33 protein-coding genes are annotated in these 25,657 nt (G+C 69.3%); 17 read left to right on the forward strand and 16 right to left on the reverse strand.

All coding sequences use genetic code 11. The annotated features are described in order from the left end of the window. The first annotated feature begins 62 nt into the window (after positions 1-62). Positions 63-677, forward strand: coding sequence for an NAD(P)-dependent oxidoreductase (locus ACXJJ3_RS31035; RefSeq protein ID WP_458165398.1), 615 nt, complete (start codon positions 63-65; stop codon positions 675-677). Here the strand turns inward: ACXJJ3_RS31035 and ACXJJ3_RS31040 are convergent. The 8 genes from ACXJJ3_RS31040 to ACXJJ3_RS31075 all read right to left on the reverse strand — a co-directional run bounded on the left by ACXJJ3_RS31040 (position 661) and on the right by ACXJJ3_RS31075 (position 7,420). Next, on the reverse strand, positions 661-1,776 hold the full coding sequence (locus ACXJJ3_RS31040; RefSeq protein ID WP_458165399.1) for an aromatic ring-hydroxylating oxygenase subunit alpha: 1,116 nt from the start codon (positions 1,774-1,776) through the stop codon (positions 661-663). The two genes, ACXJJ3_RS31035 and ACXJJ3_RS31040, sit on opposite strands and share 17 nt — an antisense overlap. Before the next feature lie 7 nt (positions 1,777-1,783). Further along, positions 1,784-2,233: an SRPBCC domain-containing protein gene (locus tag ACXJJ3_RS31045; protein WP_458165400.1), complete on the reverse strand. Its 450-nt coding sequence runs from the start codon at positions 2,231-2,233 to the stop codon at positions 1,784-1,786. Further along, a complete protein-coding gene (locus ACXJJ3_RS31050) occupies positions 2,230-2,568 on the reverse strand; it encodes an ArsR/SmtB family transcription factor (RefSeq protein ID WP_458165401.1) in 339 nt (112 codons plus the stop codon). The genes ACXJJ3_RS31045 and ACXJJ3_RS31050 overlap by 4 nt, the downstream gene beginning before the upstream one ends. Positions 2,569-2,607: 39 nt before the next feature. Next, complete coding sequence (locus ACXJJ3_RS31055) at positions 2,608-3,774, reverse strand: glycoside hydrolase family 64 protein (protein ID WP_458165402.1); 1,167 nt, start codon at positions 3,772-3,774, stop codon at positions 2,608-2,610. Positions 3,775-3,881: 107 nt separating this feature from the next. Beyond that, positions 3,882-4,424, reverse strand: coding sequence for a DinB family protein (locus tag ACXJJ3_RS31060; protein WP_458165403.1), 543 nt, complete (start codon positions 4,422-4,424; stop codon positions 3,882-3,884). Positions 4,425-4,471: 47 nt separating this feature from the next. Next, positions 4,472-5,641 (reverse strand): DNA recombination protein RmuC, encoded by a 1,170-nt coding sequence (locus ACXJJ3_RS31065; RefSeq protein WP_458165404.1) that lies wholly within the window; start codon positions 5,639-5,641, stop codon positions 4,472-4,474. 52 nt (positions 5,642-5,693) lie between these two features. Then, positions 5,694-6,476 (reverse strand): polysaccharide deacetylase family protein, encoded by a 783-nt coding sequence (locus ACXJJ3_RS31070; RefSeq protein WP_458165405.1) that lies wholly within the window; start codon positions 6,474-6,476, stop codon positions 5,694-5,696. Between the two features lie 77 nt (positions 6,477-6,553). After that, entirely contained in the window at positions 6,554-7,420 is an 867-nt protein-coding gene (locus ACXJJ3_RS31075) for a DUF817 domain-containing protein (protein WP_458165406.1), read from the reverse strand. 70 nt (positions 7,421-7,490) lie between these two features. Here ACXJJ3_RS31075 and ychF point away from each other — a divergent pair, with 70 nt between their 5' ends. Together ychF and ACXJJ3_RS31085 are read left to right on the forward strand one after the other, a co-directional pair. After that, on the forward strand, positions 7,491-8,567 hold the full coding sequence (gene ychF, locus ACXJJ3_RS31080) for a redox-regulated ATPase YchF (protein ID WP_458165407.1): 1,077 nt from the start codon (positions 7,491-7,493) through the stop codon (positions 8,565-8,567). A gap of 9 nt (positions 8,568-8,576) precedes the next feature. Beyond that, on the forward strand, positions 8,577-9,368 hold the full coding sequence (locus tag ACXJJ3_RS31085) for a hypothetical protein (RefSeq protein ID WP_458165408.1): 792 nt from the start codon (positions 8,577-8,579) through the stop codon (positions 9,366-9,368). A gap of 19 nt (positions 9,369-9,387) precedes the next feature. Here the strand turns inward: ACXJJ3_RS31085 and ACXJJ3_RS31090 are convergent, their stop codons facing one another. Next, positions 9,388-10,113: an alpha/beta fold hydrolase gene (locus ACXJJ3_RS31090; protein ID WP_458165409.1), complete on the reverse strand. Its 726-nt coding sequence runs from the start codon at positions 10,111-10,113 to the stop codon at positions 9,388-9,390. 140 nt (positions 10,114-10,253) lie between these two features. On the opposite strand from ACXJJ3_RS31090, the gene ACXJJ3_RS31095 reads away from it, so the two are divergent. Next, complete coding sequence (locus tag ACXJJ3_RS31095; protein ID WP_458165410.1) at positions 10,254-10,601, forward strand: winged helix-turn-helix transcriptional regulator; 348 nt, start codon at positions 10,254-10,256, stop codon at positions 10,599-10,601. Here the strand turns inward: ACXJJ3_RS31095 and ACXJJ3_RS31100 are convergent. Next, entirely contained in the window at positions 10,598-10,858 is a 261-nt protein-coding gene (locus ACXJJ3_RS31100; protein ID WP_458165411.1) for a helix-turn-helix domain-containing protein, read from the reverse strand. The genes ACXJJ3_RS31095 and ACXJJ3_RS31100 overlap by 4 nt on opposite strands. A gap of 45 nt (positions 10,859-10,903) precedes the next feature. Here ACXJJ3_RS31100 and map point away from each other — a divergent pair, with 45 nt between their 5' ends. After that, entirely contained in the window at positions 10,904-11,671 is a 768-nt protein-coding gene (map, locus tag ACXJJ3_RS31105) for a type I methionyl aminopeptidase (protein ID WP_458165412.1), read from the forward strand. On the opposite strand, the gene ACXJJ3_RS31110 is transcribed toward map, so the two are convergent. Further along, positions 11,634-12,596: a helix-turn-helix transcriptional regulator gene (locus tag ACXJJ3_RS31110; RefSeq protein ID WP_458165413.1), complete on the reverse strand. Its 963-nt coding sequence runs from the start codon at positions 12,594-12,596 to the stop codon at positions 11,634-11,636. The two genes, map and ACXJJ3_RS31110, sit on opposite strands and share 38 nt — an antisense overlap. 61 nt (positions 12,597-12,657) lie before the next feature. On the opposite strand from ACXJJ3_RS31110, the gene ACXJJ3_RS31115 reads away from it, so the two are divergent. The 4 genes from ACXJJ3_RS31115 to ACXJJ3_RS31130 are packed head-to-tail and all read left to right on the forward strand — an operon-like array spanning position 12,658 to position 15,919. Beyond that, positions 12,658-13,626 (forward strand): ABC transporter ATP-binding protein, encoded by a 969-nt coding sequence (locus tag ACXJJ3_RS31115; RefSeq protein ID WP_458165414.1) that lies wholly within the window; start codon positions 12,658-12,660, stop codon positions 13,624-13,626. Then, positions 13,623-14,375: an ABC-2 family transporter protein gene (locus ACXJJ3_RS31120; protein ID WP_458165415.1), complete on the forward strand. Its 753-nt coding sequence runs from the start codon at positions 13,623-13,625 to the stop codon at positions 14,373-14,375. The genes ACXJJ3_RS31115 and ACXJJ3_RS31120 overlap by 4 nt, the downstream gene beginning before the upstream one ends. Next, positions 14,372-15,151, forward strand: coding sequence for an ABC transporter permease (locus ACXJJ3_RS31125; protein ID WP_458165416.1), 780 nt, complete (start codon positions 14,372-14,374; stop codon positions 15,149-15,151). The genes ACXJJ3_RS31120 and ACXJJ3_RS31125 overlap by 4 nt, the downstream gene beginning before the upstream one ends. Before the next feature lie 45 nt (positions 15,152-15,196). Further along, positions 15,197-15,919, forward strand: coding sequence for a class I SAM-dependent methyltransferase (locus tag ACXJJ3_RS31130; protein ID WP_458165417.1), 723 nt, complete (start codon positions 15,197-15,199; stop codon positions 15,917-15,919). Here the strand turns inward: ACXJJ3_RS31130 and ACXJJ3_RS31135 are convergent. The 3 genes from ACXJJ3_RS31135 to ACXJJ3_RS31145 are packed head-to-tail and all read right to left on the reverse strand — an operon-like array spanning position 15,906 to position 18,171. Beyond that, positions 15,906-16,793, reverse strand: a complete 888-nt coding sequence (locus ACXJJ3_RS31135; protein WP_458171968.1) for an aminoglycoside phosphotransferase family protein — start codon at positions 16,791-16,793, stop codon at positions 15,906-15,908. The two genes, ACXJJ3_RS31130 and ACXJJ3_RS31135, sit on opposite strands and share 14 nt — an antisense overlap. 44 nt (positions 16,794-16,837) lie before the next feature. Next, complete coding sequence (locus tag ACXJJ3_RS31140) at positions 16,838-17,512, reverse strand: hypothetical protein (protein WP_458165418.1); 675 nt, start codon at positions 17,510-17,512, stop codon at positions 16,838-16,840. Positions 17,513-17,520: 8 nt separating this feature from the next. Further along, on the reverse strand, positions 17,521-18,171 hold the full coding sequence (locus ACXJJ3_RS31145; RefSeq protein WP_458165419.1) for a LysE family translocator: 651 nt from the start codon (positions 18,169-18,171) through the stop codon (positions 17,521-17,523). Between the two features lie 145 nt (positions 18,172-18,316). On the opposite strand from ACXJJ3_RS31145, the gene ACXJJ3_RS31150 reads away from it, so the two are divergent. From ACXJJ3_RS31150 to ACXJJ3_RS31185, 8 genes are all read left to right on the forward strand, one after another. Then, complete coding sequence (locus ACXJJ3_RS31150) at positions 18,317-18,493, forward strand: DUF5302 domain-containing protein (RefSeq protein WP_325040107.1); 177 nt, start codon at positions 18,317-18,319, stop codon at positions 18,491-18,493. Between the two features lie 96 nt (positions 18,494-18,589). Then, entirely contained in the window at positions 18,590-19,291 is a 702-nt protein-coding gene (locus ACXJJ3_RS31155; protein ID WP_458165420.1) for a GntR family transcriptional regulator, read from the forward strand. 185 nt (positions 19,292-19,476) lie between these two features. Further along, on the forward strand, positions 19,477-20,571 hold the full coding sequence (locus tag ACXJJ3_RS31160) for a TIGR03364 family FAD-dependent oxidoreductase (protein ID WP_458165421.1): 1,095 nt from the start codon (positions 19,477-19,479) through the stop codon (positions 20,569-20,571). Continuing rightward, a complete protein-coding gene (locus ACXJJ3_RS31165) occupies positions 20,568-21,248 on the forward strand; it encodes a phosphonatase-like hydrolase (RefSeq protein ID WP_458165422.1) in 681 nt (226 codons plus the stop codon). The genes ACXJJ3_RS31160 and ACXJJ3_RS31165 overlap by 4 nt, the downstream gene beginning before the upstream one ends. After that, positions 21,245-22,273, forward strand: coding sequence for a 2-aminoethylphosphonate ABC transporter substrate-binding protein (locus ACXJJ3_RS31170; protein WP_458165423.1), 1,029 nt, complete (start codon positions 21,245-21,247; stop codon positions 22,271-22,273). Before ACXJJ3_RS31165 ends, ACXJJ3_RS31170 begins: the two co-directional genes overlap by 4 nt. Then, complete coding sequence (locus ACXJJ3_RS31175) at positions 22,270-23,337, forward strand: ABC transporter ATP-binding protein (RefSeq protein WP_458165424.1); 1,068 nt, start codon at positions 22,270-22,272, stop codon at positions 23,335-23,337. The genes ACXJJ3_RS31170 and ACXJJ3_RS31175 overlap by 4 nt, the downstream gene beginning before the upstream one ends. After that, complete coding sequence (locus ACXJJ3_RS31180; protein ID WP_458165425.1) at positions 23,337-24,155, forward strand: 2-aminoethylphosphonate ABC transporter permease subunit; 819 nt, start codon at positions 23,337-23,339, stop codon at positions 24,153-24,155. Before ACXJJ3_RS31175 ends, ACXJJ3_RS31180 begins: the two co-directional genes overlap by 1 nt. Continuing rightward, the gene (locus ACXJJ3_RS31185; RefSeq protein WP_458165426.1) at positions 24,139-24,930 is read left to right on the forward strand and encodes an ABC transporter permease; all 792 of its coding nucleotides are present in this window, start codon (positions 24,139-24,141) and stop codon (positions 24,928-24,930) included. Before ACXJJ3_RS31180 ends, ACXJJ3_RS31185 begins: the two co-directional genes overlap by 17 nt. On the opposite strand, the gene ACXJJ3_RS31190 is transcribed toward ACXJJ3_RS31185, so the two are convergent. After that, positions 24,890-25,330, reverse strand: coding sequence for an SRPBCC family protein (locus tag ACXJJ3_RS31190; RefSeq protein ID WP_458165427.1), 441 nt, complete (start codon positions 25,328-25,330; stop codon positions 24,890-24,892). The genes ACXJJ3_RS31185 and ACXJJ3_RS31190 overlap by 41 nt on opposite strands. After that, positions 25,320-25,637, reverse strand: a complete 318-nt coding sequence (locus ACXJJ3_RS31195) for an ArsR/SmtB family transcription factor (RefSeq protein WP_458165428.1) — start codon at positions 25,635-25,637, stop codon at positions 25,320-25,322. Before ACXJJ3_RS31195 ends, ACXJJ3_RS31190 begins: the two co-directional genes overlap by 11 nt. Between the last annotated feature and the right edge of the window lie 20 nt (positions 25,638-25,657).

Here is a 25,657-nt window from a genome sequence, read left to right on the forward strand (position 1 = left end):
GTTGAAGTAGCCAGTTACCAATGGATACTGTCGAGGTCAGACCTTACAGAACAGGAGTGGACATGAAGATCGCGGTGATCGGTGCGAGCGGGATGGTCGGCAGCCGGGTGGCGGCCGAGGCCGTCGGCCGGGGCCACGAGGTGACCGGTGTCACGCGTTCCGGCGGCGGGCTGCCGGCCGGTGTCCGCGCGGTCCGGGGCAGCGCGAACGACATCGCGACGGCGAAGGAGCTCGCGGGCGACGCCGACGTACTGGTCGCGGCGATCGGCCCGAGCCGGACCGGCGGGGACCACCAGGAGTACCTGGACGCGGTCGACAACCTGGTCGCGGCGGTGCGCGGTACGGCGACCCGGCTGATCGTGGTCGGCGGCGCCGGGAGCCTGGTCGTCGACGGCAACCGGGTGGTGGACGGCCCGGACTTCCCGGCCGCGTACAAGAACGAGTCGCTGACCGTCTCGCAGGCGCTGGAGAACCTCCGTGCCACCGACGCCGACGTGAACTGGACGATGCTCTCGCCCGCGTTCGAGATCGCTCCCGGCGAGCGCACCGGCGTGTTCCGGCTGAGCGGTGACGAGCCGGTCGGCGAGCACATCTCCGCCGAGGATTATGCCGTTGCCCTGGTCAACGAGATCGAGACGCCGGAAAACAACAGAAAGCGTTTTACGCTGGGCTACTGAGCGGCTTTCCGAGGTACCCGCGGGCGAGCATCGTCACCCATTGGTAGACGGCGTCCTCCGCGGGCGCCAGCGGCCCGGGCCGGAAGTGCGGCGACTCCGCGCCCCGCTGCACGGACTCGCACGCCGCCCAGTCCTCGCGGTTCGTGACGTCCCAGAACTCCACGGCGTACGACGGGTCCGTCGTCTCGGGGTGGAAGTACCACGAGCACTCGACCGTGGTCAGGCCCGGCGTCTGCGGCTCGAGGCGATGCGTCATCACGTAGTCGGGATGCAGCGAGAGCAGCAGGTTCGGGAACAGGCCGACGTAGTTCACCCGCCGCCGGTCGACGCCGTCCAGCATGACGCCCCGCGACCGGCCGTCGAGAGACATGGTCTCGGCGTCCGGACGGAGGTCCATCAGCCCGCCGACCCAGGCGCCGGGCAGGTCCCAGTTGTCGCCGGACGTCGGCGGCGACACCTTGCACAGCTCGGGATGGATCAGCGGGCAGTGGTAGCACTCGTGGTAGTTCTCCACGATCGTCTTCCAGTTGGCCGCCACGGAATACGTGTGCCGAACTTTCGGAAACAGTGCTTCCGGCGCGTACGGCGCGACCAGCCCGGTGAGCCCGCCGACGTGCTCCTCGAACGATCCCGCCGTTCCGGTCGCGTTCACGAACAGCCAGCCGTGCCACACCTCGGCCGGCAGCTCGACCAGCCCGTACGGCGCGGTGTCGAACGAGTCGCCCATCCGCGGCGCGCTCTTCACCGAACCGTCCAGCTCGTACGACCACCCGTGGTACGGGCAGACCACGGCCTGTCGATCGCCGGTCTCGTCGCGCTGCAGGAGCTCGTGCCCGCGATGCCGGCACACGTTCGCGAACGCCCGTGGCCGCTCGCCGAACGTCAGCGCGGTCGCGATGTCGCCGACGGTCACCTCGCGGTACGTCGTACCGCCGGCCAGCTCGTCGACGCGGCCGAGACAGGTCCACGTCCCGGCGAAGAAGTGCCGGCGTTCCCACGCGAGCACGTCCGGGTCGACGTACGCCGCCTGCGGCAGCATGACCGATTCGCCGTGCGGCCGCAGGGTGGCTTCCAGAGCACGCGGGTCGACAGGAGGCATCTGCCTACTATCGGGCGAACTCCACGTACTTGCCCAGGACGTAGTCCCAGCCGGAGTCGTAGCTGAGCCGCGCTCGTCCGCCGTCGCCGCGCCGTTCCCAGCCCGCGTGCACCAGTTTCACCTCGGTCCCGTCGCCGGTCGCGGTGAACGTGACGGTCACCTGCCCGGCCTCGGCGGGATCCTGCCCCGGGTGCCAGCTGAAGCTCAGCGACGCCGGCGGGTCCCACTCGGACAACGTCCCCCAGGTCGCCAGCTCGCCGGCGGCGCCGTACTCGACGATGCGGCCGCCGACCGCGCCTTCCAGCCGCACTTCGTTCGCCGCTTCCTCGCCGACCGAGTGGCTGAACAGCGGCCACCACGTCGACGTCTCCGCCGTGAACGCCTCGAACGCACGGTCGACGCCGACCGGCACGGTCACCGTTTTCACCAGCGGTGAGATGTCCTGTTCCACGGTCATTTCCGTTCCTCCTCGGTCCGCTTGACGTGGTCGGCGTACGCCTGCAGCGTGTCGCCCCAGTACCGGTCGAGCCAGTCGCGCAGCTCGTCGAGCCCGGCCCGGTGGACGCGGTAGATGTTCCGCGTTCCGCGGGACTCGTGCCGGACCAGGCCGACCGCGCCGAGCACCTTCAGGTGCTGCGAGATCGCCGGTCTGCTGACGGGCACGTGCTCGGCCAGTACGCCGACCGAGCACGGCCCGCCGGTCCGCAGGGTCTCGAGGATCACCCGCCGGGTCGGGTCGCCCAGCGCGTCCAGCACCGGTCCGACCGCTTCCAGTGATCCGTAAGTCTCCACGAACGGTAAGTTGCCACTAACGGAGCGAGGGGTCAACCCTCAGCTCAGCGGATCCAGGATCAGCGAAGCCTGCTGCGGGTTGCCGTCGTGCACGAGCGCCTCGTGGTTGCCGACGTCGTCGAACGCGAACCCGTACGCGCGGCCGTCCGCCATCTGCGCGTGGATCGTCTTCGAGTACTGGTTCGTGACCGAGTCGGCGTAGAAGCTGGCGTCGTTCGCGTCCGGCTGGTTCGGGTTGGTGAGGAGCGTCGAGCGGTTGTACCCGGCGCACAGCGTGCGGGAGATCGGCCCGCGGACCCGGTCGTTCGGTGCGTCGAGCAACTTGAAGCAGCCGAACACGCTGGCCGAGTCGGGCTTCTGGAACGACGTGACCACGGCGCCCGAGCTGTCGGTGAAGTTCATGACGTTGCCGGACACCTTGCCGAAGTACTTCGTGTTCGGCTGGTCCCCGAACGGCGTGACGGTCAACGTGTCCGAGCTGTACTTCGACCACACCCGGTTGATGTAGTCGTCCATCGCGCTCGCAGGCAGCGCACCGGTCTCGACGCCGTACAGCGGGGAGAGAGCCCGCAGCGTCGACCCGTCGGGTGCCGTCTGGATCAGGCCGCCCCAGTTGGCCGAGCGGAGCCCGTTGTAGACGGCGTTGTACCCGCCGGACTTCAGATGGCCGGTGGTGCTCGAGTTCACGCTGACGGCGTACGGCGCGGAGAACATGTCGACCTGGGTGCTGTTGATCCACAGGCCGCCGTCGTTGAGCGTGTACTCCGACCAGTTGAACAGGATGTTCCGGTTCGGGTCGGACGGGTTCTGCACCGCCGGCTGGACGAGCCCGCCGGTGGTGAGCTTGAAGACCAGCTTCTGCCCGTACGAGAAGTACACCCGGCCGGAGAATTTCGGCATCTGGATCGTCACCGACTGACCGTTGGCCGGACCCGCGATCGAGGCGTCCGGCGCCGGGGTCGGCGGGTCGCCGCCGGCCGGCCAGGCGTGGAAGGTGCCGGAGGCATCGGCCCAGCCCTGCTGGCCGGTCGCCAGGTTGGTGCCGAGGTTGTAGAGGTAGACCGCGTCGCCGCGGCCCGAGTTGTTGGTGATCGTCAGCGGGATGGTGGCCGGCACGGCCGCGTCGGCGTGCCGTTCCGGGGCCGCCGACAGCACGCCGGCGACCGCCACCGCGGCGGCGACGACACCGAGCAATCTGAAGCGCATCAGTTTCTCCTCACGTCCGCCTGAGAGAGCGCTCTCATCGTTTCGCGAGAAGACCACCGACTGTCAACAACTCATCACTGTCGGCTTTCCGACACCAACCCCGACAGCTACGCGGGCCGGCCTTCACCCGTGAGGCCGTCGATCGATTCGCGGATCAGGTCGGCGTGGCCGGTGTGCCGGGCGTACTCCTCGATCAGGTCGACCAGGATCCGGCGGAGGCTGTGCGATTCGCCGTTGCGGTCCTTCCAGGCCGACGGCTGGTCGACGTCGCCGTGCGCGAGCACCTCGGCGACCGCCGCGCGCGAACGTTCGACGGACGCCTCCCACAGGCTCATCAGCTCCGCGGGGGAGTCGTCGGCGGCGCTGCGCCACTCCCAGTCGGGGTCCGCGTCCCAGTCGACCGCGTCCCACGGCGCGCCGTACTCCTGGCCGAGCAGCCGATGCGTGAAGTACTCGTCCTCGACCAGCGCCAGATGTTTCAGCAGCCCGCCGAGGGTGACCGTCGACGGCGGGTAGGCCTTGTTCAGCCCGGCCGAGTCCAGCCCGCCGCATTTCCAGGCGAAGGTCCGCCGATTACGCTCCAGCGCGCCGATCAACGTGTCGGCCTCCGAGCCGGCCACCGGCGGTCCCGCCAAGGGTGTGCTCTCCATGTCGACCACGCTAACGCTGGTTCCGGACGATCCGCGTCCGGAACGGATCAGCCGGCCTGGGACGGCGGCCAGCGGTGCGTGCTCGGAGCCTCGTCGAGCGCGAGGAACTCCGGCGCGGTGAGCGGGCGGACCGACGCCTCGATCGACTCCATCGCGGTCAGCTCGGACTCCGTGACGTGCAGGTCGCGGAGCTTCCGTGCGGTGATGAACACCCGCCGCTCGAACGACCCGACGGTCCCGTTGTACGCCTCGACCGCGGACGTCAGCGACCGCCCGACCCGGCCGAGGTGCTCGCCCATCGTGCCGAGTCGCTCGTAGAGCTCCCGCCCGAGCTCGAACACCTGCTGCGCCGACTCGGTCAACGCCGACTGGTTCCACGCGTACGCCGCCGCCCGCAGCGTCGCGATCAGCGTCGTCGGCGTCGCCAGGATCACCCGGCGCTCCGCGGCGTACTCCAGCAGCGACGGCTCGATGTCGAGCGCCGCCGACAGGAAGGACTCGCCCGGCACGAACAGGATCACGAACTCCGGCGACGGCGACAGCCGCGTCCAGTACGCCTTCGCGGCCAGCTGATCCACATGGGTCCGCAGATGTCGCGCGTGCGCCCGCAGCCGGTCCTCGCGGAACGCGGCGTCGTCGGACTCGCTCGCGTCCAGGAACGCGGCCAGCGGCACCTTCGAGTCGACGACGAGGTTCTTGCCCTCGGCAAGGCGCACCACCAGGTCAGGCCGCAGTACGCCGTCCTCGCCGACCGTGGTCGTCTGCTCGGTGAAGTCGCAATGCGCGACCATCCCGGCGAGCTCGACCGTCCGGCGCAGATGCAGCTCGCCCCAGCGCCCGCGGACCTGCGGCTTCCGCAACGCGGTCGACAGCGACGCCGTCTCCCGGCGCAGCGCCTCGCCGCTCATCCGCACCTCGTTGACCTGCTGATGCAGCTGGCTCTGCCAGGCGGCGCGTCCCTGCTCGAGCTGGGTCAGCTGCGCATGCAGCCGATCCAGCGCCTCCTTCACGACCGCCTGCCCGCCCATCTGCTGCCCGACGGACGTCCGCTCCTGGGTCAGCTCGACCACGCGATCCTCGGCCGCGTCCCGCTCCGCCGTGATCCGCGCGAGCTGCGCGCCGTCCCGTCCGCGCACCCACAGCACCCCGAATACCGCGCCGAGCAACAGCCCGACCACGAGGAACAGCAGGATCAGCAACACAGTCGTACCCGTCATGTCACCGATAGTGCCGAAGGCCACCGACAGTTTTCGTACTACACGCTGAAGCTCAGCGCTGCTCGCAGTTCATCGCCGGAAACGTGTAGCCCTGCGCCTTCAGGACCGGGAGCACCTGCTCCAGGGCCGCGACGGTCTGCGCGCGGTTCCCGCCGCCGTCGTGCATCAGGACGATCCGGCCGCTCTTCGCGTGGGTCAGGATGTTGTGCGCGATCACGCTCGTGCCCGGGCGGGCCCAGTCCCGTGGGTCGACGTCCCAGAGCACCTGGACCATGCCGGCCGCCTTGATGTCCGCGCGGACCTTCGCGTTCGTGGCGCCGTACGGCGGCCGGAAGCAGGTCGAGTGCGGGCCGTCGAAGATCTGGTGGTGCCGGCCCGCCGCGGACAGCTTGGTCAGCTGCGGGTGGCTGATCGAGTGGCTGCCGATCGCGTTGCCCGCGGCAAGCACCTGGTCGCGCAGACCGGGGTGCTCGCTCTGCATCTCGCCGAGCTCGAAGAACGTCGCGTGTGCCCCGTACTTCGCCAGCGTCGCCAGCACCTGCGGCGTCCAGGTCGGGTCCGGTCCGTCGTCGAACGTGAGGAACAGCACCTTCTTGCCGGAGGCAACGGACGTGGTCGGGTTCGGCGGCACCGGGCCGACCGAGCTGGTCTTGGCCGGCGTACTGCGCGGAGTGGGAGCACTGGTCGGCGTACCGGATGGTGACGCCGTCGCCTGCGTGGTGGCGGCGGCCGTGTGCGGTTGCCGTTGTTGCCCGACCGCAGTGGCCATCATCCAGCCGCCGAGAGCGGCGAGTGCGACCATCGTCGTGACGAATGCAGCCAGCTTGCGGGTCATGGCGTTTCCCCTTGTAATTCAGGCGGTTCTTTCCCCAGTGCTCCCCCTCAGGAGCGCCTCACACCACAAGAGACGCCTCATCGCTCGGAATGGTTGGGCCCGTCATGTTGCGGTGAGATCTCGACTGTCGCGGCCGCGCCGCGGTGGTACAGCCGGCCTTCCAACGCCTTCACGCTCGCGACCAGTACGAAGCTCATGCTGACCAGCAACGACCACGCGCCGAACTTCGCCGGATGCACGAGCCGCCACACACTCACCTGGTCCGGGTAGTTCCAGGCATCGAGGAAAGTGCCGAAATTCTCTGCGATCCAGAGGAAAAACCCGATCAACGCGAACGCCACCGCGAGCGGCATCCGGTACCGCCGGACGCCGACCGTGAAGAACACCCAGGTACGCCGCAACACCACGAGCAGACCGAGCGCGATCGGGATCCGTAGGTCCGGGATCCAGTGATGGGTGAAGAAGTTCGCGTAGATCAGCACCGCGAGGATCGTGGTCGGCAGCGGCCGGTAGTTGCTGACCCGCAGGTCGAACCGGCGCCACGCCTGACAGATGTAGCTGCCGACCGCGGCGTACATGAACCCGGCGAACAGCGGCACCCCGCCGAACTTCGTCACCGCGTCGCCCGGGTACTCCCACGAGCCGACCCGGACCTTGAACAACTCCAGCCCGAGTCCCACGAGGTGGAACCCGAAGATCACCGCGACCTCGCGCCACGTCTCCAGCCCGACCGCCCAGAACAGCACGGTCAGCCCGACGCAGTAGATCAGCAGCGCGTCATACCGCGCGATCGGCAGGTCGACGTACTTCGAGATCGCCAGGCCCGCGAACAGGCACACCGGGAACAGGCACGACACCAGCTCCAGCCCCCCGAACCGGAACAACTGCAGGCAGCCGAACACGAAGCGTGAAGGGATACCGGGCCGATCTGTCCACGTGGTCACGCAGTGGCTGACGCTGCCCGGGCCCGCCTGGTTGGGCAGGAGTCGGTCACGCCGCGTACCCTTGCCTCCCGTGGCACTCACCATCGGAATCGTCGGACTCCCGAACGCGGGCAAGTCCACCCTGTTCAACGCCCTCACCAAGAACGACGTGCTCGCCGCGAACTACCCGTTCGCGACCATCGAGCCGAACGTCGGGGTGGTCGGCGTACCGGATCCGCGGCTGGCCAAGCTGGCCGAGGTCTTCGGGTCCCAGAAGCTGATTCCGGCCACCGTGCAGTTCGTCGACATCGCCGGCATCGTCCGCGGCGCCTCCGAGGGCGAGGGGCTGGGCAACAAGTTCCTCAGCCACATCCGCGAGTCGGACGCGATCTGCCAGGTCACCCGGGTGTTCCGCGACGACGACGTCACGCACGTCGACGGCAAGGTCTCGCCGGCCGACGACATCTCCACGATCCAGACCGAGTTGATCCTCGCCGACCTGCAGACCGTCGAGAAGGCGATCCCGCGGCTGGAGAAGGAAGCCCGGCTGAAGAAGGAGAGCGCCGCCGTCCTGGACGCGGTCCGCGAGGCCCAGAAGCACCTCGAGGCCGGCACCCCGATCATCGCCACCGACCTCGACCGCGACGCGCTCCGCGAACTGATGCTGATGACCGCGAAGCCGTACCTGTACGTCTTCAACTGCGACGCCGACGAGCTCGCCGACGAAGAACTCAAGCAGAAGATGCGCGACCTGGTCGCCCCCGCCGAGGCGATCTTCCTCGACGCCAAGTTCGAAGCCGAACTGGTCGAGCTCGGCGACGAGGACGAGGCCCGCGAAATGCTCACCGAAATGGGTATCGACGAGCCCGGCCTCGACGTACTCGCCCGCGTCGGCTTCGACACCCTCGGCCTGCAGACGTACCTCACCGCAGGCCCGAAGGAGTCCCGCGCCTGGACCATCAAACGCGGCGCCACCGCCCCCGAAGCCGCTGGCGTCATCCACACCGACTTCCAACGCGGCTTCATCAAGGCCGAAATCGTCTCCTACACCGACCTCATCGAAGCCGGCTCCATGAACGCCGCCCGCGCGGCCGGCAAGGTCCGCATGGAGGGCAAGGACTACGTGATGCAGGACGGCGACGTGGTGGAATTCCGCTTTAACGTGTAGCAATCTCGGATGGCTCTGTACTTCTCGGTCCGCGCTCTGAACGAGATCGATGACTCCGAGTTCACCATGACCACTACACGGGGTCTGGGGATCGCGAAGGTGGTTTCGTGGTCCCGGCAGCGGTCGATCGAGCATCGCCCGGGCGCGACGGACCGAGTCGACTTCGCTCTGTCGAGAGCGCGGCGAAAGCGCCGCGTCGTACGGGACGTCGGTAAGGCGGACCACGTCGGCTGCATCTTTGACCTCACGGTCAAAGACCTGCACGTGGGCACGATGCCGTTCCTGTCGTTCGGTCTCTACGGGGAGGGACGCGCGCGGCGGGTCAGAACGTTTTGGGCGCATGCCGAGATTCCCATCAAGACCCGCCGCGTCGCTGGCTCCTGCCGGGACCTGGTGCTGCTGGGCTCGCTCGACAATGTCGTCAATGAGGCCTGGAATCCGTCGGATGAGGCCGAGTTGAAGATCGGTCACGCGTATCCGTCGGAACCGTCGGTTCTCAGTCGGATCGTGCGAACCGAACTTGGCCTGACCGACTCGACAACAGCAGAGCATGCCAACGAGGTCGATCGGTGGACGGCAAGGTTGCCCGGCGATCTAGCCGAGTTCGCGAGGTCACAAACACATCGGGCTCGTCAGACCATGCATGACGGGCCGGGCTATGCAACAACCTGGGAACGTCGGCCCCCGCTGCACAAGGCCCGAGTTGTTGCGATCGTCTCTAACGTGTACATCGATCATGACGAGCCACCGGAGAACAGCGCGGTCCTCGCCCGGCCGGTTCTGATCCAGGACCTGTCCTGACGTTCAGGAGGTCAGGCGGTCAGCTGATCTTGAGGAGTAGGGCGCTTAGTTCTGTTGGCATGGTGATCATGCTGTCGTGGCCGGTTGGTAGTTCGCGGAGTTGGGTTGGGCGGCCGTTGGGTTGGGTTGGTGGTAGGGGGCGGCGGGTGATGCCCTTGGGGGTGGCGGCGGTGTTGTGGATGTGGGTTCGGGGGACGGCTTTCAGGGCTGGGTTGTTCAGGTGTGCGGGTTGGGTCAGGCAGAGCACCGGCTGGTCGGAGAGTAGGCCGCGGAGCCAGGTGAGGTCTTCGGGGTTGGTTACGCCGAAAAGGCCGTAGGGGGCGGGTTGTTCGGGGAGTGGGGGGACTCGCCAGCCGTTGTTGGAGGACTCGGCGAGGTCTACTAGGCGGCGGGTCACGGGCTGGATGTCGAGGGCGCTTTCGCCGTCTTCGGGGACCATTGCGTCCAGGTAGACGAGGTGCGCGATGCGCTCGGGGATGCGGTTCGCCGCGGCGGAGACCACCAGTCCGGCGTAGCTGTGGCCGACCAGGACCACGTTGTGGAGGTCCTCGGTCTCGATGAGGCTGACGATGTCGTCAGTGTGGGTGTCCAGGCCGACGTCCGGTCCTGCGAGGTGCAGTTTGTCGCCGTACCCGGTCAGGTCGGGGGCGAACACTCGGTGGCCGGCGGCTTCCAGGAGCGGCACTACCCGCTCCCAGGAGCGGCCCGGGTGCCAGGCGCCGTGGACAAGCACATATGTCGTCATGATCAGGTTCTTCCGTCCAGAGGAGAGCTTGTGGTTACCGTTTGCGACTCGGTACCGTTTAGGTACTGCTCAATCCTCGCCCGGCCCTGACCGGGCGGCAATACGGCACTTTTCGGTGACCAGGTTCTCTGGAGGTAACTGTGACGACGCCGAGCGACGACTGCCGTACGCGGGTGGTGCTGGGCATCGTCGGCGACAAGTGGTCGCTGCTCGTTGTCCGCGAGCTGAGGAACGGTCCGCGCCGCTTCACCGAACTGAAGCGCGGTATCGAAGGCATCAGCCAGCGCATGCTCACCGTGACACTGCGCGACCTGGAGCGCGACGGCATCCTCACCCGCACCGTGCACGAGGTGATGCCTCCGCACGTCTCCTACGAACTGACCGAGCTGGGCATATCGCTACGCGAGGCCACCGCCCCGCTGCTGCGCTGGAGCCGTGCGCACCTGGAGTCGATCGACAACGCCCGCGCCGCCTACGACGCGCGCTAGGAGACCAGGCGCTCGGTTTGGTTGACCTCGGACCAGAGGGTGTCGAGGGAGAGGCCTAGGACGTCGGCGATGGCGGCGATGGTGGGGAAGGCGGGGGTGGCGACGCGGCCGGACTCTATTTTGCGGAGGGTTTCGGGGGAGATGCCGGCGTCGAGGGCGGTGTGCAGGATCGAGCGGTTGCCGCGGGCGCGGCGGAGGAGGGCGCCGAGGCGTTCGCCGCGCTCGACTTCCGCGGGGGTGAGCGGGAGCCTGACCATGATCCGATAATAGTACCGGGATTGTTTGGCCGGTATAGTTATTGCATGATCGAGATCCTGGACCCCCGTGAGTTGGCGCAGGCAAAGCAGACCGGTGCGTTGGTCGGCGGCATCCTGCAGGACCTGAAGAGCCGGACCGTGGTCGGGACGAACCTGCTGGACATCGACCAGTGGACGAAGGAGCTGATCGTCGGGGCCGGCGCGCAGTCGTGCTACGTCGACTACGAGGCGTCGTTCGGTCGCGGGCCCTTCGGGCACTACATCTGTACGGCGGTGAACGACGCGGTGCTACACGGGAAGCCGTCCGACTACAAGCTCGCCGACGGGGATCTGCTGACGTTGGACCTGGCCGTGTTGCTGGGCGGGATCGCGGCGGACGCGGCGATCAGCTTCGTCGTCGGGGAGACGGCGGCGCCGGAGGACCTGGCGATGATCGACGCAACCCGGCGGGCGCTGGACGCGGGCATCGCAGCCGCCGTACCGGATGCCCGCGTCGGGGACATCTCGCGCGCGATCGGCACCGTGCTGAGCGCGGCGGGGTACCCGATCAACACCGAGTTCGGCGGGCATGGGATCGGGTCGACGATGCACCAGGATCCGCATGTCGCGAACACCGGGCGCCCGGGCCGCGGGTACAAGCTGCGTCCTGGTCTGCTGCTCGCGTTGGAGCCGTGGGTCATGCAGGACACCGCGGAGCTGGTCACGGACGAGGACGGCTGGACCCTTCGCAGCGTCACCGGTTGCCGGACCGCTCACACCGAGCACACGATCGCGATCACGGCAGACGGTCCGGAGATCCTGACGAAGGTCTGAGGTGGGTGGCTGCCAGCTCGGCGGCCGCTTGGTGGACCAGCGTGACGAGTTCGGGTGGGGCCAGGGCCTGGGCGGCGCCGGCTTGGGCGAGGACGGCCGCTTGGGCTTCGTTGGCGTTCTCGAGGTCGGCGTGGACGATCCACCAGCCGTCGTCGGTGGGGAGCATCGGCTGCGTCGGGCGGAAGCGGCGTACGGCGTGGTCGCGGACCTTGAGGACGATCGGGTACGACGGGCGGGACGCCTGGAGTTCGCGTTGTGACCGGGCCCAGTAGCCGGCCAGGTCGAAGCCGGGCGGTCGGGTGAACGTGTCGCCGGTGAGCTCGGCCGAGGTGAGGCGGGACAGCCGGTACGTGCGGATCCGCCCGTCGGTGCGGGCGGCGACGAGGTACCAGGTACGCGCCTTCGCTACCAGGCCCAGCGGTGAGTTCAGGAACGGCTCCGTGCCGTCGGCGTACGTGATGTTGATCCGGCGTTCTTCCCAGACGGCCTGGCGGCAGAGGTCCAGCCAGCGGGGGATTTCGCGGCGGTCGTCCCAGCCGGCGTGGTCGATGAGGAGGCGCTGGCGGGCGTACTCGGCCTCGCGGCGGGTGCCTTCCGGAAGGGACGCGATCAGCTTGGTGACGGCGAGTTCGCTGGAAGCGTCGAGGCCGAGGTCGGCGAGGACGTGCGCGGTCGCGCCGACGAAGACCGACATGACCTCGGACGGCGTGAGCCCGGTCAGGCGGGTGCGGTAGTCGGGCAGCAGCGCCCAACCGCCGCCGCGCCCGCGGATCGAGTACACCGGTACGCCCGCCAGGCTGAGCACTTCGAGGTCGCGCTGGATGGTCCGTGGCGACACGTCCAGCGCCTGCGAGAGCTGGTCGACCGTCGTCTGGCCGCGGGTCTGCAGGTGCAAGAGCAGCCGGAGGAGCCGTTCCGCGCGCATCTGCCGAGTATCGCAGGTAAATAAGCCACAGCTGGGCGTCTTTTGTTTCTACGGTCGGCCCATGACTGCTGTCGAGGTGGAAGACCTCTCGATGTCCTACCGGGCCCCGGTCCGCAAAGGCGGCCTGCGCGCCGCCTTCCGTTCGCTCGTACGCCGTGAGTACAAGACCGTCCAGGCCCTCGACGGGATCTCGTTCGGGATCGCGCCGGGTGAGGTGGCGGGTTTCATCGGCCCGAACGGCGCGGGCAAGACCACGACGATGAAGATCCTCAGCGGGATCCTGCACCCGACCGCCGGCCAGGTCCGGGTCCTCGGCAGTACGCCGTGGCAACGCCGGTCGCCGTTCCTGAAGCGGATCGCGTTCGTCCGCGGCAGCCAGCCGGTCGGCGGTTCGCAGGAGCTGACCGTGATGGACTCGCTCGAGTACCAGCGGCTGCTGTACGACGTCCCGCGCCCGGCGTTCCGCAGTACCCTCGCCGACCTGGTGAAGCTGCTCGACCTCGAGCCGCTGGTCGAACGCCAGCTCCGCGCCCTGAGCCTCGGCGAACGGATGCGCGTCGGCCTCGCGATGGCGCTGATCTACCGCCCGGAGGTGCTGTTCCTCGACGAGCCGACGATCGGGCTGGACGTCACCGCGGCGAGCCTGATCCGCGCGTTCGTGCAGGAGTACGTCGAGCAGACCGGCGCGACCGTTCTGCTGACCAGCCACTACATGGCCGACGTCGCGTCGCTCTGCCCGCGGCTGATCCTGATCGACCACGGCCGCGTGCAGTACGACGGGCCGTTGACGGAGCTGTCCGCGCGACTGTCGCCGTACAAGCTGATCCGGCTCTCGACCCAGGACGATCCGTCCGCGTTCGGTGAGGTGGTGGAGAAGGCCGACGGGCAATGGGTACTGCGGGTCCCGCGCGACGAGATCGCCGGTACGACGGGCCGGCTGCTGCAGGCGTTGGAGGTGCTGGATCTCGCGGTGGAGGAGCCGCCGTTGGAGAAGGTCATCGACCAGGCGTACCGGGAGGGGCTGCGATGAGAACCGCGGTACTGCTGGGGTTCCGGCTCCGTCAGGACGTGCTGGAGTGGTCCGGCGCGTGGTGGTTCCTGCTGACGCTCGTGGTGCAGGCGATCGTGGCGCCGCTGATCGGGCTGTTCGTCTGGTCGGCGGTGTACCCGGGTGATCCGGCGATCGGGCGGTACTACGTCGCGGTCATCCTGGTCACGTTGATGACCGAGTCGTTCGAGCAGCACACGTTCTCGGAGCGGATCTACGACGGGACGCTGAGCCACGAGCTGCTCCGCCCGCAGCCGGTGGTGCTCGGCGTGATCGGGACGAACCTGGCCGTCCGCGCCTGGCTGACGTTGCTCGGGGCACCGATCGTGCTGCTCACCGCGGTCGCGATGCGGGTCGGGTTCGACGGGTGGGCGGTGCTGCGGGCGCTGCCGTATGTCGTGCTCGCCGCGGTCCTCGTGTTCCTGTGGACGTTCCTGCTGTCGCTGACCGCGTTCTGGACGGATCGGGTGCACGCGGTGGTCGGGTTCGGCGGGCAGTTCGTGTTCCTGCTCGGCGGTACGGCGGCGCCGATCGGGGTGCTGCCGGACGGGTGGCGGCGGGTTGCGGAGGTGCTGCCGTTCTACGGGATGAACGGGTTGCCGGCGTCGGTCGCGGCCGGGGTCGGCGCCGGGGCGGTCGGCTGGCAGCTGGCGTGGGTGGTGGTCCTGGCCGGGCTGGTCGTGATGCTGTGGCGGGCAGGCGTACGGCGGTACACGGCGGTGGGATCGTGAAGCTCCTGCGGTTGTGGGGTGCGGGGTTCTCGATGTCGTTGCGGCGGAGCGTGGCGTTCCGGATCAACCTGTTCTTCGACGTACTGCTGGCGTTCACCGGGCTGGCGACGGCGGTCGCGGCGGTGCTGATCGTGTTCACGCGCGCGGATACGTTGGCCGGCTGGTCGAAGGCGCAGTTCCTGGTGCTGATCGGGACGTATCAGCTGATCACCGGGTTGCGGTCGGCGTTCGTGGATCCGAATCTGGCGTGGTTCCCGGACACGGGGATCCGGAACGGGAAGCTCGACGGGTACCTGCTGCAGCCGGCGTCGAGTCTGTTCCTGGCGAGTCTGTCGTTGTCGTCGCCGTTGCAGCTGATCCAGTTCGCGCTCGGTCTCGGCGTACTGGGGTGGGGGATCGCGGATCATCTGCCGTCTGTCGGCGGAGTGGCGAGCTGGCTGCTGCTGGTTGTGGCGGGGGTGGTGGTGACGTGGGCGTTGAGCGTGTTGCTGGCGTGCTTGGCATTCTGGGCGCCGAAGCTGCAGCTGGACGTCTTCTACCACTCGGCCTGGCAGCTCGGCCGCTACCCGACCGACGTCTTCGCGCGCCCGCTCCGCATCATCCTCACCTACGTCTTCCCGATGGCGCTGATCGCCAGCGTCCCGTCCGCCGCCCTGCTCCACGGCGCGCGGCCCGGCGTACTGATCGCCGGTGTCGCGGCGGCCGGCGGGTCGGCCGGACTGGCGATGGTCGCGTGGCGGGCCGGATTGCGGCGTTACACCGGGGCGACCTCGTGAAAATGCGGTCGCTCGGGGGTGGGGCGGCGGGTTAGCGTCGCGGGCATGGTTGATGCCTTGTTCGGGGTACCTCGGTTGGCGGCGGTGTACGACGCGCTGGATCCGGATCGGGGAGATCTGGAGCACTACGCGGCGATCGTGCAGGAGTTCGGCGGCGGGCCGGTGCTCGACGTGGGGTGCGGGACCGGGGAGCTGGCCTGCTTGCTGGCGAGCGCCGGGGTGGACGTGACGGGAGTGGACCCGGCGGAGGCCTCGCTGACAGTTGCTCGGGGCAAGGAGTTTGCGGACCGGGTGCGGTGGTTGCACGGTGACGCGACGACGTTGCCGCCCTTGCAGGTGGAGCTCGCGCTGATGACCGGGAACGTGGCGCAGGTGTTCCGCACCGCGCAGGACTGGGCGGCGACGGTGCGCGGGGTGCAGGCGGCGCTGGCGCCCGGCGGGCGGTTCGTGTTCGAGACGCGGGTCCCGGCGCGGCGCGGGTGGGAGGAGTGGACCCGGGAGAACACCCATCAGGTGCGTGAGATCAACGGCGAGACGGTCGAGGTCTGGACCGAGCTGGTCGAGGTGAAGCTGCCGTACGTCACCTTCCGCGCGACCTACAACTTCTCGTCCGACGGCGCCGTACTCACCTCGGACTCGACGTTGTGGTTCCGCGAGCGGGACGAGGTCGAGCAGTCGCTGACCGCGGCCGGGTTCGCGGTCGACGACGTACGGGAGGCCCCGGATCGGCCGGGTAGGGAGTACGTGTTCGTGGCTAGGAAGCTGTGAGCAGGGCCGTCAGCGTGTGGTGGGCGGTGCGCGACATGACCGGGTTGGTCTCGACGTAGTACCAGAGGCAGCCGATCGCCTGCGCGAACGACCAGCCCATCCCGCGCCGCCATTCGGCGTCGTCGCTGCCGAGCGCGGTCCGGAATGCCGCCCGCGCGGTCGGGCCGAGCAGGTTCCAGGCGGGCTGGAGGTCCATCGCCGGGTCGGACACGGTGAACGTACCGACGTCGATCACCCCGGCGAGCCGGCCGTCCGCGACCAGCAGGTTCCCGGGCATCAGGTCGCGATGCGTCCAGGCGTCCGGTTCGGTCCGCGGCGTCGTGCGCAGGTCTGTCCACAGCCGGGCGAGCGCGTCGACGTCGATCATCCCGCGGCTGCGCTCCAGCCCGTCCGCGACGGACCGGTCCTGCGAGGTCAGCACGCCGCCGCGCCACGTTCCCTGGAACACCCGTCCCTCGGTCGGCGCGGCCCGGAGCGCGAGCACGAACCGGGCGAGATCCTCGGCGTACGCCGTCGAGCCGGCCACGTCCGCGTCGTACGCGATCGTCCCGTCCACCCAGGTCTGCACCGCCCACGGCTGCGGGTACCCCGGGCCGGGCGCGCCGATCGCGACCGGCTCCGGCGTCGGGTACGGCGAGATCGCGTTCAGCCGGCGCGCCGCGTCCGCCTCGTCCGCGAGTTCCTGCCGCATCCCGGCCGCATCGCCCGGCAGGACCGGGAGCCGGGCGACCAGTTCGTCGCCGATCCGGAACAGCGCGTTCACCGTCCCGTGCGACGGTACGGCGCGGATCGGGAGCGCGCTCCACTCCGGGAACTGCTCCTTCACGAGCCCTTCGACGAGCTCGACCGTCACGTCCAGTTGTCCCTCGTGCATCACGCCGAGCAGTATCCGGGAGCGTCCTGGCAGCCGCACACGATTTAGACCACCACTGCAGGGGCGACCCTGGCCGACCCGATCCCGCGGTCCGGCTTACCGAGGCGGAACCGGACCTTGCCCTTCAGCACCGTCCCCGACTCCGCCTGCCCGTCGACCAGCGCTTCACCGGGGAAGAGCGTGAACGTCCAACGCTCGTTGTGCTCACAGTCCGGCGGCGTCGCCCCGCACTGCAACACCCGGGCGCCCCACACCTGCCGCGTCATCCACGTCCGGGTGTCCTGCCCGTCGACGACGAAGGCGTCCGACGCCAGTACGTCGTTGTAGCTGCCCAGCGACGGGCCGTACGATCCGATCACGCTCACCAGCAGATGCCACGGAGCGCCTGCAGGTACTGCGCTTCCGGCCGGTAGGCGCTCGTCGAACACGTCGGGCGACGGCGTCGGACGGACTGCCGGCGGCAGCGGGCGGCGGGTGTCCAGGTGGGCGGGATCCGGGACGAGGAGGGCGCCGTACTCGACCTCGTCGGCGAAGCGGGCCGTGCCGAAGTGGGCGGCGAGGGCGTGGGTGGCGTGCTCGGCGCTCGCCCAGTCGAAGGTGTCTCGCAGGTACTCGGGGGTGATCGGCGGGAGAGCGCGCTCGGCGACGAGGGTGCTGACCGGCGCGGTGCCCCAGGAGGCGACCAGGCGGTCGACGGAGGCGGTGGCGAAGTCGGTCATCGGGCAGTTCAGTGGGTGGCGAGTGGGCGGGCGCGGTCGGTGGCGAGGCGGATCGCGAAGACGGCGAGGGCGGTGCCGGTCAGGTACCGGTGGATGCGCATCCAGGTCGGGCGGCGGGAGAGGAACACCGCGACCGAGCCGGCGGTGATCACGAAGACCGCGTTCATCGCGACGCCGACGGTCAGCTGGCCGAGGCCGAGGATCAGGCTCTGCAGGCCGAGGTGGCCGCGGGACGGGTCGAGGAACTGCGGGAGCAGCGAGATGTAGAGGATCGCGATCTTCGGGTTCAGCAGGCAGGTGAGCAGGCCCATCCCGAACAGCTTGCGCGGGCGGTCCGGCTCCAGCTCCTGCGTCGCGAACACCGACGTACCGCCGGGGCGGAACGCCTGCCAGGCGAGCCAGAGCAGGTACGCCGCGCCGGCCAGCTTCAGCGTCAGGTAGATCTCGGGGACCAGCGCGAACAGGGTCGCCAGCCCGACGCTTGCCGCGAGCAAGTACACGAGGAAGCCGAGGCCGACGCCGGCCAGCGAGATCAGGCCGGCGCGGCGGCCCTGCGCGATCGAGCGTGAGATCAGGTAGATCATGTTCGGCCCCGGCACGATCACCAGGCCCAGCTCGACCAGCGCGATCCCCAGCAGTGCCTCGTTGCTCACCAGCATGTTGCGTCCCTCCCTCGGCGTACGACGAACCTAACAGCGGCGCCGGGAGAGGGGCCGGAGTTTTCCACAGGGCGGTATTCGGTCGCGGCGGACGCTCACCCTCGGTTAGCGTGGGTGCGTACGCCTACGGTTTGAAGGAGACGGTATGAGCGACAAGTCCAGCGAGCCGGCGGACGATCTGCAGAAGAAGTTTCGGGAAGCGCTCGAGAAGAAGAACGCGGGCAACCACTCGCACCCCGGCAGCGGGGCTCGTGGCCAGGGGGTCGGCGAAGCGCACAACGACAAGCAGAAGCGCCAGTTCCGGCGCAAGTCCGGCAGCTGAAGTTCCGCCGCACTGTCCATCCATCCGACATGAGCCCCGGGTTGCCGCCCGGGGCTCGACCTTTGGATGGATCCCCTGACGGATATTGTCGGCATCGTGAGCGAGCCGTTGCATTTTGTCGTCAAGACCCGGTTGGTCGAGGTCGTCGAACGGCTTGGCGAGGGCGCCGCGCTGCCGCCCGAGCGGGTGCTGGCGAAGGACTTCGGGGTGTCGCGCTGGACCATGCGGCAGGCGATCCGGGAGCTGATCGCGGACGGCCGGTTGCGGGCCCGGCAGGGGCAGGGGACGTTCGTCGCGACGCCGAAGCTCGTGCAGCCGCTGGCGCTGGTCAGCTACACCGAGGCGCTCCGGGCGCAGGGGCACACGCCGGGGCGTGAGGTGGTCGCGTTCGACGAGGTGGTCGCGGACGCCGAGCTCGCGGAGCAGCTGCAGGTCACCGCGGGGGACCCGGTGCACCGGCTCGAGCGGGTGCTGTACGCCGACGGGCAGCCGATCGGGCTCGAGACGACGTACCTCTCGGTCGCGCGTTTCCCGACGCTGCGCGACGTACTGGAGCCGACCGGGTCGCTGTACCGCTGCCTGACCGATCAGCTCGGGGTGCAGTTCGGGGAGGGCGAGGAGCTGGTGGAGACGGTGATCGCGACGCCGCGGGAGGCCGAGCTGCTCAAGGCCACCCAGTCGCTGCCGATGCTGCTCCTGCACCGCAACAGCCGGGACACCTCGGGCCGTCCGATCGAGTCGGTCCGCTCGCTGTACCGCGGCGACCGTGTCGGCTTCCGCGCCACGCTGCGCCCGTGAGGCGGACCGCCGACCCATCACAATCGCGCCAGCCGGCGCCCCGCACGCTCCAGCGCTTCCGCCCAGCCGCATTGTGATGGCCTGGGCGTCCCAGCTGTTCCCCTGAGCTTCACCTCCCCGACGGCTATGACGCACGCGAGCTTCATTGGTCCGGACCAATCTTGGTCCCGACGAGAGGAGCGGACGTGCGGGTGGTTGTGGTGGGTGGTGGCGTGCTGGGCACGTTCCACGCCTGGCAGGCGGTACAGCGTGGGTACGAGGTGCTGCACCTCGAGCGTGAACGCGAGGCGCGCGGCGCCAGCGTGCGGAACTTCGGCCTGGTCTGGGTCAGCGGTCGCGCCGACGGGGCCGAGGTCGAGCTGGCGCAGCGCGCCCGCGACCTGTGGGTCGACGTACCGGGGATCGAGGTCCGGACCGCTGGTTCGCTGACGGTCTGCCGGACGGAGGCCGAGCTCGCGGTCGCCAAGGAGGCGGCGGCCCGCCCGGACGCGGCGGCGCGTGGGTTCCAGGTGCTCGACGCGGAGCAGGCCCGGGAGCGCAACCCCGCGGTGAAGGGCGACCTGCGGGGCGCGTTGTGGTGTGCCCGGGACGCGATCGTCGAGCCGCGCGAGGTGCTGCCGGCGCTGCGGGCGGAGCTGCAGAAGTCGGGCCGCTACCGCTTCCTCGGTGGACGCGAAGTGCGGAACGTACGGACCGGCGAGGTCGTCGACGACCACGGCGAGGTGCACGCGGGCGACCTGGTGTTCCTGTGTACGGGCGCCTGGCACAGCGGGCTGATCCGCGAGCTGACCGACGACCTTCCGGTACGCCGGGTGCGGCTGCAGATGATGCAGACGGCGCCGCTCGACGACACGCTGACGACCGCGGTCGCGGACGGCGACAGCTTCCGGTACTACCCGGCGTTCGCCGGTCCCGCGCTCGGGGAGCTGCCGCCGCAGGTTCCGGTCGCGGCACAGCACAAGATGCAGCTGCTGATGGTGCAGCGGACACACGGTGGGTTGACGATTGGTGACACCCACGAGTACGACGAGCCGTTCGGGTTCGACGTGCGGAGCGATCCGTACGACTACCTGCGCGAGGTGGTCGAGAGCATCCTCGGCCGGCCGTTGCCGGCGATCACCCGGCGCTGGGCCGGGGTGTACTCGCAGGCGACCAGCGACGAGGTCGTCGTACGGCGGAAGGTTGCCGACGGCGTGCACCTGGTGACCGGTCCCGGCGGGCGCGGGATGACGATGGCGCCGGCGATCGCCGAGGTTTCGTTCGCGGAGGTCGACGCATGATTCAGCTGGCCGTACTGGACATGGCGGGGACGACCGTCGCCGACGACGGGCTGGTCGAGCGGGCGTTCACCGCGGCGATCGGGGCCCAGGGCATCGAACCGGGAACTCCGAAGTACGACGAGATGATCGCGCACGTGCGGGCCACGATGGGCGAGTCCAAGATCACCGTGTTCCGCGCGCTGCTCGGCGCCGAGGACGCGGCGCAGCAGGCCAACGCGGCGTTCGAGGCGGCGTACGGCGAGCTGATCGACGACGGGCTGGCACCGATCGACGGGGCCGCGGACGCGATCCAGCAGCTCCGGGACGCCGGGATCAGGGTCTGCCTGACCACCGGCTTCTCCGAGACCACCCAACACCGGATCCTGACCGTTCTCGGCTGGCAGCAGCTGGCCGACCTCACTGTCTGCCCGGCTCAGGCGGGCCGCGGCAGACCGTACCCGGACATGGTGCTGAAGGCACTGCTCGAACTGCGCGCCGACGGCGTCCGGAACGTGGCCGTGGCCGGGGACACCGCCTACGACATGACGACGGGGATCCGGGCCGGTGCCGGGATCGTGGCCGGCGTCCTGACCGGTGCCCACGGCAACGAACAGCTGACCGCCGCGGGCGCTACGCACGTACTCGAGTCGGTCCGGGACCTGCCCGGCCTGCTCCTCGATCGAAGGCTGGAGAAGTGAAGGCACTCAAGACCCTGCTCGTCACCACGCTCGTACTGTCCGTCGCCGCTGCCTGCGGGGGCACCGGGGCGGCCTCGACCGGTGGCGACGGCGCGAAGAAGACCGTGACCGTCTACACCGCCGACGGACTCGCCGACTGGTACAAGACCCGGTTCGACGCGTTCACCCAGAAGACCGGGATCAAGGTCCAGACCGTCGAAGCCGGCTCCGGCGAGGTGGTGTCGCGGCTGCAGAAGGAGAAATCCAACCCGCAGGCCGACGTCGTCGTCACGCTGCCGCCGTTCATCCAGAAGGCGGACAAGGACGGGCTGCTGCAGAAGTACGCCGTACCGGGCGCCGACCATGTGAAGGGCGTCAAGGGCGACGACTACGTCACGGTCGTCGACAACTACCTGTGTTTCATCGCGAACGCCCAGGCCGGTACGCCGAAGACGTTCGACGACCTGCTCGACCCGAAGTTCAAGGGCAAGCTGCAGTACTCGACGCCCGGGCAGGCCGGCGACGGGACCGCCGTACTGCTGCTGCTCCAGCACCTGCTGGGCAAGGACGGCGCGCTCGGCTACCTGAAGAAGCTGGAGGCCAACAACGTCGGCCCGTCCGCGTCCACCGGCAAGCTGCAGCCGAAGGTCAGCAAGGGCGAGCTGCTGGTCGCGAACGGCGACGTGCAGATGAACGCGGCGTCGATCGCCAACGACAAGTCGGCGTTCAGCATCTTCTTCCCGGCGGCCGAGGACGGCAAGAAGACCACGCTGGCGCTGCCGTACGTGATGGGCCTCGGCGCGGGCGCGCCGAACGCCGACGGCGGGAAGCAGCTGATGGACTACCTGCTGTCGACCGACGCGCAGCAGACGATCTCGAAGGACGCCTTCGGGCTGCCGGCGCGGGACGACGTGACGCCGACCGACGCGAACTTCACGTCGGTGCAGAAGTCGACCGACGGCGTCGAGGTGTGGCAGCCGGACTGGGCCGCGGTGCTGACGGATCTGGACGTGGACGTCGCGGCGTACACCAAGGCTGTGGGATGACCGTCCAGCTCGAGGATGTGACGGTGCAGTTCGGCCGGACCGTCGCGCTGGAAGGGCTCGACCTGAGCGTCGCGGCCGGTGAGACGGTCGCGCTGCTCGGGCCGTCCGGGTCCGGGAAGTCGACCGCGCTGAAGGCGGTGGCCGGCTTCGTCCGGCCGGCGCGCGGGCGGATCCGGCTCGGCGGTCAGGACGTCACCGATCTCCCACCGGCGCGGCGGGGGATCGGGGTCGTGGTGCAGAACTACGCGTTGTTCCCGCATCTGCGGGTTTCGGAAAACGTCGCCTTCGGGCTGAAGGCCGCGCGCAAGCCGAAGGCGGAAGTGAGCGCGCGGGTCACGGAAATGCTGGAAATGGTCGGCATGGCGGATTTCCGAACACGTTTTCCGCGGGAGTTGTCGGGTGGGCAGCAGCAGCGGGTGGCGATCGCGCGGGCGTTGGCGATCCGGCCGCCGGTGCTGCTGCTGGACGAGCCGCTGGCGGCGTTGGACGCGCAGTTGCGGGCGGACATGCTCGGCGAGCTGCAGAAGCTGCGGCGGGAGGTGCCGGAGATCGCGATCGTGTACGTGACGCATGATCAGTCGGAGGCGCTGGCGCTGGCCGATCGGATCGCTGTGATGCGGGACGCGCGGTTGGTGGACGTGGCGCCGGCTGCGGAGTTGTACGCGGCGCCGCCGTCGGCGTTCACGGCGTCGTTCCTCGGCGGGGCGAACCTGCTGCCGGTCGAGGTGGCCGGAGATGTTGTCACGGTGGCGGGGCAGCAGGTCCCAGGGCTGAAGGCAGAACCCGGCAAGAACCTGCTGTGCATCCGCCCCCACGCCATCCGCCTCGCACCGCCGGCCGCGGCGGGCGGGGTGGGTCCCGCGGTGCGTGGCGAGGTGGGGCTTGCTGGGTGTGTGGTGGGGGTGCAGTGGCGGGGGGCCTCTAACCGGGTGACTTGTTCGGTGGATGGGTTGGCTGACGTGGTGGTTCGGGTTGATGTGCCGGTGGATCGGGAGGTGCCGGGGTTGGGGGAGGCGGTGTCGGTGGTGTTGCCGGTGGGGGCTTGCAGTTTGGTGGTGGGGTGATGGCTGTCGAGGCGTTGGGGGCCTCGGTGGTGGTTCGGGGGGAGCGGCGGCGGGACGGGAAGTGGTTGTGGGGGTTGCCGCCGTTGCTGCTGATCGCCGTACTCGTCGTCTATCCGCTGGTGCTCGTGGCCGTGGAGTCGGTGCCGGCCTGGGGTGTGGTGGTCGGATCGGCGGAGTTCCGCGACGCCCTGCTGCGGACCGTACAGATCGCGGTCAGCTCGACGATCGGCTGCATGATCGTCGGCACGTTCCTCGCCGTGGTGATCAGCTTCGTGCCGTTCCCGGGCGCACGTCTGGTCGCCGGTCTCGTCGACACGATGCTCGCGCTGCCGTCGTTCCTGGTCGCGCTCTCGTTCACGTTCATCTACGGCAGCACCGGCATCCTGCGCGCGGGCGGTTTCCTGACCTCCCCGTGGGCGGTGGTGCTCGCGGAGGTCACGTTCTACACCCCGTTCGTCATGCGACCGTTGCTCGCGGCAATGAGTCGCCTGCCCCGCGCCCAGCTCGACGTCGCGGCCAGCCTCGGCGCGGGCCCTTGGCGAGTACTGCGCCAGGTTGTACTCCCCGAAGTACGCCCCGCCCTCGTCGCCGGCGGCAGTCTCACGCTGCTGCTGACGTTGAACGAGTTCGGCATCGTGCTGTTCCTCGGCGCGAAGAACACCACCACGTTGCCGATGCTCGTGCACACCAAGGGCATCGTGATGTTCGACTACCCGGGCGCGTGCGTGATCGCCGTCGTCCAGATCGCGCTCTCGCTCGGCCTGTACGCCGTTCTGCGGGTGGCGCTCGGAGGAGGTCGTCGTGCTCGTCTGGACTAGATCCGGGAAGGCCGTCGTGTGGATCGCCTTCGCGGTCGTGTTCGGCGTACTGGTCCTGGCGCCGTTCGTCGTCGTGATCGCGGCCGCGTTCGCCGGCTCATGGAACGGCGTCCTCCCGTCCGGCCCGACGGCCGGTCATCTCCGGCAGGCGCTGTCCGGTGACGAGCTCGCCTCGCTCTCGGTCAGCCTGCAGACGGCGTTCCTGGGCGGACTCCTGGCGGTCGTCTTCGGCACCTGGGGCGCGCTCTCGGCCGCGAACACCCGGTATGCACGGCTCGCGGACGCGCTGCACCACCTGCCGATCGCTGTACCGTCGGTAGTCGTCGGGCTCGGTCTGCTGGTCGCGTTCTCCCGGCAGCCGGTCCTGCTGAACGGCTCCAAGTGGATCGTCGTGATCGCCCACCTCGTCCTGATGGTTGCCTTCAGCTACGGAACGGTCGCGGCCGCGTTGCAGCGCGTCGACCCGTCGTACGCCGATGTCGCCGCCTCGCTCGGTGCTTCGCCGGCGCGGGTGCTGTGGCGGGTCCGGGGGCCGATGCTGCTCCCTGCGATCGCCTCGGCCGCGGGACTGTCGGTCGCGCTCTCGATGGGTGAGGTCGGCGCGACGATCATGGTCTACCCGGCGTCCTGGCGGACGTTGCCGGTGAGCATCTTCGCGCTCACCGACCGCGGTCAGACGTTCGTCGCCGCGGCCGAGGCCGTAGTGTTGCTCGCGGCAACGGTCGTGCTGGTGCTCATCCTCGACCGGTTGCGGGGTCGGGCTGCCGAACGCTGACCAGTTCGGCCAGGCGCTCGAGCTCGGGCTCCCAGCCCATCCGGTGGTTCGCGGCGTCCTCGGCCGTCGCGAACCCGGTGTGACTGAGCCGCATCCGGGTGCCGCCCGGGTCCTCGGACAGTTCGACCTCGACCCGGGTCGGCTCGTCGTCGGTCCCGTCCCACCGCCAGCTGAACACCAGCCGGGTCGGCGGCTCGACCTCGAGGTAGGTCCCGCGCACCACATGCGGGCCCATCTCGACGACGTACGACCCGCCGACCCGGACGTCGGCCTCGACCTGCAGCGCGAGCGCGGGATTCGGGCAGTACCACCGCGCCAGCAGGTCGGCCCGCGTCCAGGCGTCGTACACCCGGCCGATCGTTGCCGGAAGCACCCTTTCGATCCGGATCTCAGTGCTCATCGTGGTCCTCCCGCAAGAGTTCTTCCAACCGGTCAACGGTGTTGTTCCAGTACGTCGTGAGGTCGCCGAGCCACTGCTGCAGCTCCGAGATCGCCTCCGGCCGCAGCGTGCACACGACCGTCCGCCCGACCCGCCGCCGGCCCACCAGGCCGGCCTCGACCAGCACTCCGACGTGCTTGGTCATCGCCGGTGCGGTGAGCCGGTGCGGCTCGGCGAGCTCCCCCATGGTCGCCGAGCCGCGGCTCAGCCGCCCCACGATCGCCAGCCGGGTCGGATCCGCGAGCGCCCCGAAGGTAGTGGTCAACACCCCAATACTTCACCAACTGG

It is taken from the genome of Kribbella sp. WER1, assembly GCF_054189145.1.